The sequence below is a fragment of the Flavobacterium sp. 28YEA47A genome (genome assembly GCF_041262125.1).
In the GTDB taxonomy this organism is placed as follows: domain Bacteria; phylum Bacteroidota; class Bacteroidia; order Flavobacteriales; family Flavobacteriaceae; genus Flavobacterium.
Genome location: NZ_JBGCCI010000003.1, coordinates 433790 through 441633, shown reverse-complemented (window position 1 = coordinate 441633; position 7844 = coordinate 433790). Strand labels below are relative to the sequence as shown.

9 protein-coding genes are annotated in these 7844 nt (G+C 36.7%); 3 read left to right on the top strand and 6 right to left on the bottom strand.

Features of this window, described 5'->3' with window-relative positions:
* On the top strand, positions 1–226 hold a 226-nt coding region (locus tag ABH942_RS06365), incomplete at its 5' end, for a hypothetical protein (RefSeq protein WP_370030266.1).
* A 150-nt stretch (positions 227–376) separates the two neighbouring features.
* On the opposite strand, the gene ABH942_RS06360 is transcribed toward ABH942_RS06365, so the two are convergent.
* Entirely contained in the window at positions 377–1240 is an 864-nt protein-coding gene (locus ABH942_RS06360; RefSeq protein ID WP_007804760.1) for an RNA polymerase sigma factor RpoD/SigA, read from the bottom strand.
* A gap of 98 nt (positions 1241–1338) precedes the next feature.
* On the bottom strand, positions 1339–2295 hold the full coding sequence (locus ABH942_RS06355; protein ID WP_370030264.1) for a hypothetical protein: 957 nt from the start codon (positions 2293–2295) through the stop codon (positions 1339–1341).
* Between the two features lie 100 nt (positions 2296–2395).
* Here ABH942_RS06355 and ABH942_RS06350 point away from each other — a divergent pair, with 100 nt between their 5' ends.
* Together ABH942_RS06350 and ABH942_RS06345 are read left to right on the top strand one after the other, a co-directional pair.
* The gene (locus ABH942_RS06350) at positions 2396–2974 is read left to right on the top strand and encodes a hypothetical protein (RefSeq protein ID WP_370030262.1); all 579 of its coding nucleotides are present in this window, start codon (positions 2396–2398) and stop codon (positions 2972–2974) included.
* Positions 2967–3581: a hypothetical protein gene (locus ABH942_RS06345; RefSeq protein ID WP_370030260.1), complete on the top strand. Its 615-nt coding sequence runs from the start codon at positions 2967–2969 to the stop codon at positions 3579–3581. The genes ABH942_RS06350 and ABH942_RS06345 overlap by 8 nt, the downstream gene beginning before the upstream one ends.
* Before the next feature lie 64 nt (positions 3582–3645).
* On the opposite strand, the gene ABH942_RS06340 is transcribed toward ABH942_RS06345, so the two are convergent.
* The 4 genes from ABH942_RS06340 to ABH942_RS06325 all read right to left on the bottom strand — a co-directional run bounded on the left by ABH942_RS06340 (position 3646) and on the right by ABH942_RS06325 (position 7840).
* Positions 3646–4323 carry a hypothetical protein gene (locus ABH942_RS06340; protein WP_370030258.1) on the bottom strand — a complete coding sequence of 226 codons (678 nt, stop codon included), beginning with the start codon at positions 4321–4323 and terminating at the stop codon, positions 3646–3648.
* Between the two features lie 301 nt (positions 4324–4624).
* Positions 4625–6790, bottom strand: a complete 2166-nt coding sequence (locus ABH942_RS06335) for a polyribonucleotide nucleotidyltransferase (protein ID WP_370030256.1) — start codon at positions 6788–6790, stop codon at positions 4625–4627.
* 150 nt (positions 6791–6940) lie between these two features.
* Entirely contained in the window at positions 6941–7210 is a 270-nt protein-coding gene (gene rpsO, locus ABH942_RS06330; RefSeq protein WP_140002018.1) for a 30S ribosomal protein S15, read from the bottom strand.
* Positions 7211–7384: 174 nt separating this feature from the next.
* Positions 7385–7840: a GAF domain-containing protein gene (locus ABH942_RS06325; RefSeq protein ID WP_370030254.1), complete on the bottom strand. Its 456-nt coding sequence runs from the start codon at positions 7838–7840 to the stop codon at positions 7385–7387.
* Positions 7841–7844 lie beyond the last annotated feature (4 nt).

Sequence of the window (7844 nt, the reverse complement as noted above, 5' to 3'; positions counted from 1 at the left end):
GGAAGCGAACAGACCGAAGTTTTGTTTGATAAAAAAACAAAACTCCGGAAACCCGAGCGGAAGCGAACAGACCGAAGTTTTGTTTGATAAAAAAAACAAAACTCCGGAAACCCGAGCGGAAGCGAACAGACCGAAGTTTTGTTTGATAAAAAAACAAAACTCCGGAAACCCGAGCGGAAGCGAACAGACCGAAGTTTTGTTTGATAAAAAAACAAAACTCCGGTAATCAGCCGGAGTTTCAATCATCAATCAAAAAACGAACAGTTTTGAACTGTTGTTGCGTTAAATATTATAATATAAGGGTGTCAATTTTTTGGGAAAACAAGATACAAATAAAATTTAATAATCAAAATGATTTTAAAATTTTTGCAATTTGTTATCCTAAATAGGTCTTCAAGATTTTACTTCTCGAAGTGTGTTTCAGCCTGCGGATTGCTTTTTCCTTGATTTGGCGTACACGCTCACGAGTTAAATCAAAAGTTTCACCTATTTCTTCCAAAGTCATTGGGTGCTGGTCGCCCAATCCGAAATACAAACGAACTACATCTGCTTCTCTAGGAGTCAGGGTTTCTAATGAACGTTCAATTTCAGTACGTAAAGATTCATGGATCAGCTCTCTGTCCGGATTTGGAGATTCTCCTGAACGTAAAACGTCATAAAGGTTAGAATCTTCTCCTTCAACAAGAGGAGCATCCATTGAAAGGTGACGTCCAGAATTTTTCATAGATTCCTTAACGTCGTTTACAGTCATGTCAAGCTCTTTTGCAATTTCTTCAGCAGATGGTGGGCGTTCATTGGATTGTTCCAACAAAGCATACATCTTGTTGATTTTATTGATAGAACCAATCTTATTCAATGGCAGACGAACAATACGAGATTGTTCAGCCAAAGCCTGCAAAATGGATTGACGAATCCACCAAACAGCATAAGAGATAAATTTAAAACCACGCGTTTCATCGAAACGTTGCGCAGCTTTGATAAGACCTAAATTTCCTTCGTTAATTAAGTCAGGAAGTGTTAGTCCTTGGTTTTGATATTGTTTCGCTACCGAAACCACGAAACGCAAATTGGCTTTCGTCAATTTTTCTAATGCTCTCTGGTCTCCGGCTTTTATTCTTTGAGCTAATTCTACCTCTTCATCGGCTGTAATAAGATCAACTTTTCCAATTTCTTGTAGGTATTTGTCTAAGGAAGCAGTTTCACGGTTTGTTACCTGCTTGGTAATTTTGAGCTGTCTCATTTAGTTTTCCTTAATTTAGGTATTCAGGTTGTTATACGTATTGAGTTGCAAAAAAGTTACAAAAAGGTAAATAAAATATTTTTATTTTTAGCGGTATGTTATATTTCTAAGTCTAACTTGTTGATTTTCTGTAAATAAAAATCAATTTTTTGATGTCCTTTTCCAAAGAAAATTTTTCGGTCACGGGTTCCGGAGAGATTAAGAGACTTTGAATTTTTGATTTGGTGCAAGAAATATTCAGACGCATTCAGACAAGTCGATTCATCTTCGGTAATAAAATATCCGAGCATGGTATAAGGGATAAATAATGATTTTTTCTCCGCATTCGATAAAAGCACGTTGTTGTTCAGGATTAATAGCTCGTTATAATAAAGATGGTATCCTGAAGAATTTTTGCTGGATTTTTCTTCTGCCTTCTGCAAAATCTTTCTCACATCTTCATACAGCAGCTGTGCATTAGTCTGTGACAGTAATCTCGATTCAAAAAAATATAAGATTTGCTGTAACGTACTGTTGATGGTTGTGTCATTCCATATCTCATGAACTTCGGTATTGTCATATACATTCTGGAGCTGTGAACTGTATGCTAAAAGCGACTGGTCTAAAACAAACTTTTCAAAATGTTCCTGATTCTCGATACCTATAAGCAGGTTGAGCCAAACATATAGTTTAAATTTTGAAAGTAATGTTCCTCCAATAGTATAAAAAAGAGGAATATCCTTGGAAGAATAATACATTTTTGAGCCGGTTGCATACGATTTCAGGTTTTGTGCCGACTGTTTAAAATAGAGTGCTAAATCTTCTGACGAGCGTATTTCTTTTGTCTTTTCTGCAATGACCTGGTTTTCTTTTCCGCCAAATATCTTATCCATAGAAATGGAGAAATGCTGGCAGAGTTTTACCGTTTCCTCAATTGAAAATTTACTTTTTGAAGAAACTCTTCGGTGTGAAGCGTCATAACTTATTTGTAAAACGGCTGCTATTTCCTCAATTAGAGAAGAATTCTTGTCCAGACGCTTCCTTATATTTCCTAATAAAATCGTTTGGTTGTCCATTTTTTTTGCGATTATCACAAATACGAAAGTACGAAATATTGTTTAGCACAATAATATTTGCGATAAACAAAAGAATTTTGGGTCATTAAAAACATAAATCATGAAAAAAAGAATTGAAAATTTTTACGGCTTCCAAAAACACCTCGCTAGGCGTTTGAAGCAAAATTGGCCAGTTTTATTTGTGTTTTGTATCACTTCCTGTACGATTCAAAACAAGATTAATCGAGATGGTTATAAAAGTATTCCTCCAAAATTTTCGGGTAAATTCTATGGCCAATTGGATACGCTCCGGGTTCAGTATGATAATCGGATTTTTACCACAAGTTTGATGAAGAAAATATCCAATATTGATAATGTGGATTATTTAAAGCCGATCCAGATCGATATAAAAGATAAGGAACTGTTTTTGAGTTATGATGATGCCCAGGCAAAACGACATGTCTTGAAATTTTATGGAAAGCGGTATAAAAACAAATTTGTTTTTTATACCAACTATGAAACGATTTCATTTCCAATCATTTTTATATCCAAAGAGATGACCAGGTTTTCTATTTATTTGCCTAGTGACAAAGAAATAATTTTTGAAATGCACAGTGTAAATGAAGCAGCATTGCTGTTTTTTGGAGGAGACACTTCTCACAGGTCAGATAATAAATTTAAACTTTTGCCAAATGAATAAAATGCTTTTTTTGGTTTTGATCGCATTCCAGATGAATGCGCAAGACACTATTGTTTTTCCAAAGGTAGATCTGTATACAAGAAATATTGTGGAAGTAAGTTACGGAACTCCGCTAGGTGCTTTAGCAGATAAATATGAAAGTTCGATTAATACGGCGTATTATATGAGAACAAAAATTGCAAGACGCCAGTTTATCGATTTTGGTGCTGAACTTAGCGGCATTGTAAAAGGGAAAAGTGTTTCGTATAAATGGAATAATGAAAATATAACGTTGTCAGGAAGCAAATCTTCTTTTTTGTTGGGTTTCAGGTACACATGGTTTTTATACCAATCTCCAAATGAAAATTTCCACATTGAATCAAACTCCGGAATCGGTTGGAAATACCTGCATTACAGCAAACCTGAAGGAGAAGATTTTGATCAAAAGGATATTAAGCCAACGCTTCACACAATTGCCTTCTCGCAAGGCGTGAAAATTATGTTTTACGGATTCGGCGTTCATTGCAATTATAATTACGCGCCTTATGGCTTATTCAATTCAAAAGCGGAGCGAAATTTTGGAGCATCTTCCTTAAATATTGGTTTGTCGGGAAGTTGGAATTTTTAGATAGAGAATAAAATATTTATTTAAAAAAGTGGCTGCTTATTAAGCAGCCGCTTTTTTAATTTAATTATAGTGATGGTTCAATATAATTGAATGGTTCTGAAGAACTTTTTAATGTGCCGCTTTTTGCAGGAACAAATTTTCCGCTTTCCGAATCATAAGCTATGGAAATATCAGTTATGTTGCCTCCAAATTTTAATTCGGTTATAGGTGATGTTATATTGGTAACAACTGAATTACCGACAACTTGAGATTGTAACCAGATCTGAATAGTCGTATTTGGATTCATTATCGCGTTACTTTGCATTAACACAGGAGTTGCGGAAACAGCATTATTGGTAATATTGATTCCGTTAATAATAGCGTCTTGAAAAAGACCGGCTACCATATAGTGCATGCCGGAATATTGATTTGACAACATAAATGCATTTGGAAAACCTCCACCATGAGGTCCTATTATTGCTCCGCTGCTTTGCAATATATATTGTTTTCCTGTTTCGATTCCTATAAGGGTGTTGGCTAACTGGCTTAAAACCGCACCATTTCTAATTTCAGCAGTTGATGCATAAATTCCATATTCTTCTTTCCATGACACACTGTTAGTTTGCATAGGTCTGATAACCTGCCAGGCGACAGAAGGAGAACGTCCGTCAGATTGTTTTGCGATGATAACGTTTGTCCCTGTTGTATATAGGATTCTTAATTGCTCTGTTGTAAATGCGATTTTTAAATTGAATTGTGACATGATAGTATGATTTAGTGGTTGTTCCTACTCATATGGCTTTTCGGTGTCCGCCGTTGTTGCTTATTTTTCTTAGTAAAAGTAAAGGCAATGCGGTTTTTTGCAGAAGAAAAAGACACGAGCAGGAGAATTCATGTCATGGGAGCAAGAAAAAGGAGGTATGGGTTATAAAAATAAACCCGACACTCAGGAATGCAGGCTTTTGTTGTGTAAGATATCTGATACAAAATGCCTATAATTTAAAAGCCCCATTTCAAGTAAATGAAACGGGGCTTCAGTTGAATTAACCTTATATAAGAATTAATTATTTCTTATCCTCTTCTCTAGGAGGTCTTTTTGTCTCGTCTCTAGGAGGTCTTGGCAATAAAGCTTTTTTCGAAACTTTTTCTTTTCTGGTTTTTGGATCAACTCCAAGGTATTTCACCTCGAATACATCACCCATTTTTACCACATCAGCAACATTTTCGGTTCTTTCCCAGGCTAGTTCAGATACGTGAAGCAATACTTCATTGCCCGGAGCGGCAGTATATTCTACTACTGCACCAAAATCAAGCATTTTGATAACTTTTACTTCGTATGTTCCGCCCATTTCCGGTTTGAAAATGATAGAGTCGATCTTTGCCATTACTGCTGCCATTCCGTCTGGATCTGTTCCAAGGATTTCTACAACGCCTTGTTCGTCAACTTCGTTAATAACGATAGTTGTACCCGTAGCTTTTTGTAATTCCTGGATTACTTTACCACCAGGTCCGATCAATGCTCCAATGAAGTTGCCAGGAATAATTCTGGTAACAATTTTTGGTGCATGTTTCTTCACTTCTAATTTTGGTGTCGCAATAACTTCAGTTAATTTTCCTAGAATGTGCAAACGTCCATCGCGAGCCTGCTCAAGAGCTTTCTCCATGATGTCATAAGCAAGACCTTCGATTTTGATGTCCATTTGGCAAGCTGTGATTCCGTCAGCAGTTCCTGTAACTTTAAAGTCCATATCACCCAAGTGATCTTCATCACCTAAGATGTCAGACAATACAGCCCATCTTCCTGTTTTATCATCAGAAATCAATCCCATTGCAATACCTGAAACCGGTTTTGTCATTTGGATACCAGCATCCATCAAAGCTAAAGTTCCGGCACATACTGTAGCCATAGAAGAAGAACCGTTAGATTCTAAAACTTCTGAAACAACTCTTACTGTATATGGACAATCTGCAGGAATCATGTTTTTCAAAGCACGTTGTGCTAAGTTTCCGTGTCCTACTTCTCTTCTTGAAGTTCCTCTTAGCGGTTTTGCTTCACCTGTAGAGAAAGGAGGGAAGTTGTAGTGTAGGTAGAATTTTTCTTCGCCTTGTTCTGATGGAGTGTCAATTTGGTTGGCTTCTCTTGAAGTTCCCAAAGTTACAGTCGCCAAAGCTTGAGTTTCACCTCTTGTGAATAAAGAAGATCCGTGAACAGATGGAAGATAATCGATTTCACACCAGATTGGTCTGATTTCGGTAGTTTTTCTTCCGTCAAGACGTAGTCCTAATTGAAGGATAACTTCTCTTACCGCTTCTTTGTTAACTTTTGAATAGTATTTTGAGATCAGATCTCCGTTTTCTAGCAATTCTTCTTCAGTAAAAGCAGCTTTTACATCTTCTTTTACTTCGGCAAATTTTTCAGAACGTTCTTGCTTAGCTGTTCCTTCCTGAGCGATAGCGAAACATCTGTCGTAAGCCAATTCTCTTACTTTGTTGTAGATAGTTTCATCATTTCGTTCTTCTTCGTAAGTACGAATCTCTTTTTTGCCAACAAGGTTTTGCAATCTTTCTTGTGCTGCAATCTGGATTTTGATAGCCTCATGCGCAAATTTGATAGCTTCAACCATTTCTTTCTCTGAAATCTCTTTCATTTCACCCTCTACCATTGCGATAGAGTCTTTTGAAGCTCCAATCATCATGTCGATGTCAGATAATTCCAATTGTGCACGACTTGGGTTGATTACGAGTTTTCCGTCAATTCTGGCAACACGTACTTCCGAAATCAAAGTTGAGAAAGGTACATCAGAAACTGCTAATGCTGCTGATGCAGCCAAACCAGCCAATGCATCCGGCATTACAGTTTCGTCGTGAGACATCAACTGAATCATTACTTGTGTTTCAGCGTGATAGTCATCTGGGAAAAGTGGACGTAAAACACGGTCAACTAATCTCATAGTAAGGATTTCACTGTCGCTTGGACGAGCCTCACGTTTGAAAAATCCGCCAGGAAAACGTCCTGCAGCTGCAAATTTTTCACGATAGTCAACTGTTAAAGGTAAAAAGTCAACTCCAGGAGTTGCTTTTTTTGCAGATACTACGGTAGCAAGCAACATTGTATCTCCCATTCTTACTACTACAGATCCATCGGCTTGCTTTGCCAGTTTTCCTGTTTCGATTGAGATGCTTCTTCCATCTCCTAAATCGATAATTTCTTTTGAAACTTGTGGAATCATAAAATTTTCCTCTTTTGATTAAACAATGGGTTTTAGTTGTGTTGTAGTTGTTGTTGTGTGTAGTTGTCTAAAACCCAATGAAAAACCAAACTTTTTTTCAGCAATATGTAAAAACAAAAAGAGGCGCGTGAGCACCTCTTTTCTATTGAATTATTTTCTAATATTCAATTCTTTGATAATCTCACGATATCTGTTGATCTCTTTTTTCTTTAGATAATCAAGCAAGCTTCTTCTTTTACCTACTAGTAGTACAAGTGAACGCTCAGTGTTGTAATCGTGACGATTTTTCTTCAGGTGCTCAGTTAAGTGACCAATTCTGTGCGTGAATAACGCGATTTGTCCTTCAGCTGATCCTGTGTTTGTAGCAGATCCTCCGTGCTTAGCGAAAATTTGCTCTTTAACTTCTTTAGTTAAGTACATGCCAATATTTGTTTAAATGATTATTATGTAATGAATAAGTTTTTCTTATTCGAGTGCAAAGGTAATATTTATTTTCAGAAAAAATAATTTTCAGAAAAAAGATTTTAAAAAATACGGTATGTAGATTTTCTTTGGTTTAAACTGCTGTCAACTAGCTTTTTTGGATTTGAGCGCTTAAAATAATTTGGCTACTTCAGCATTCACAGATTCTAAGAAGCGTTCGTCCATTTCTGTAAAAGGATCGAGTACATTGGAATCAATATCAATCTGGCCAATATTTTTCCCTTCTACAAAAAGAGGAATCACGATTTCAGATTTTACCGTAAAGCTGCAAGCAATATAGTTGTCCTGAGCTTTTACATCCGGCACTACAAAGTTTTGGTTGGAAACGGCAACCTGTCCGCAAATTCCTTTTCCAAATGGAATGACCGTGTGGTCGGTCGGTTCGCCGGCATAAGGCCCTAGAATAAGTTCTTCTTTGTCGCCATTCCTGAAATAGAATCCAACCCAGTCGTAATAGTCAATATTATCTCTTAAGAGATGGCAAATTTGCATTAATTTGTCTTCTCTTAAAATGTCTTTATGGTGGAGTATGTCCTGAACCTTCGGTCTCAATTCTTCAAAAGTCATAATG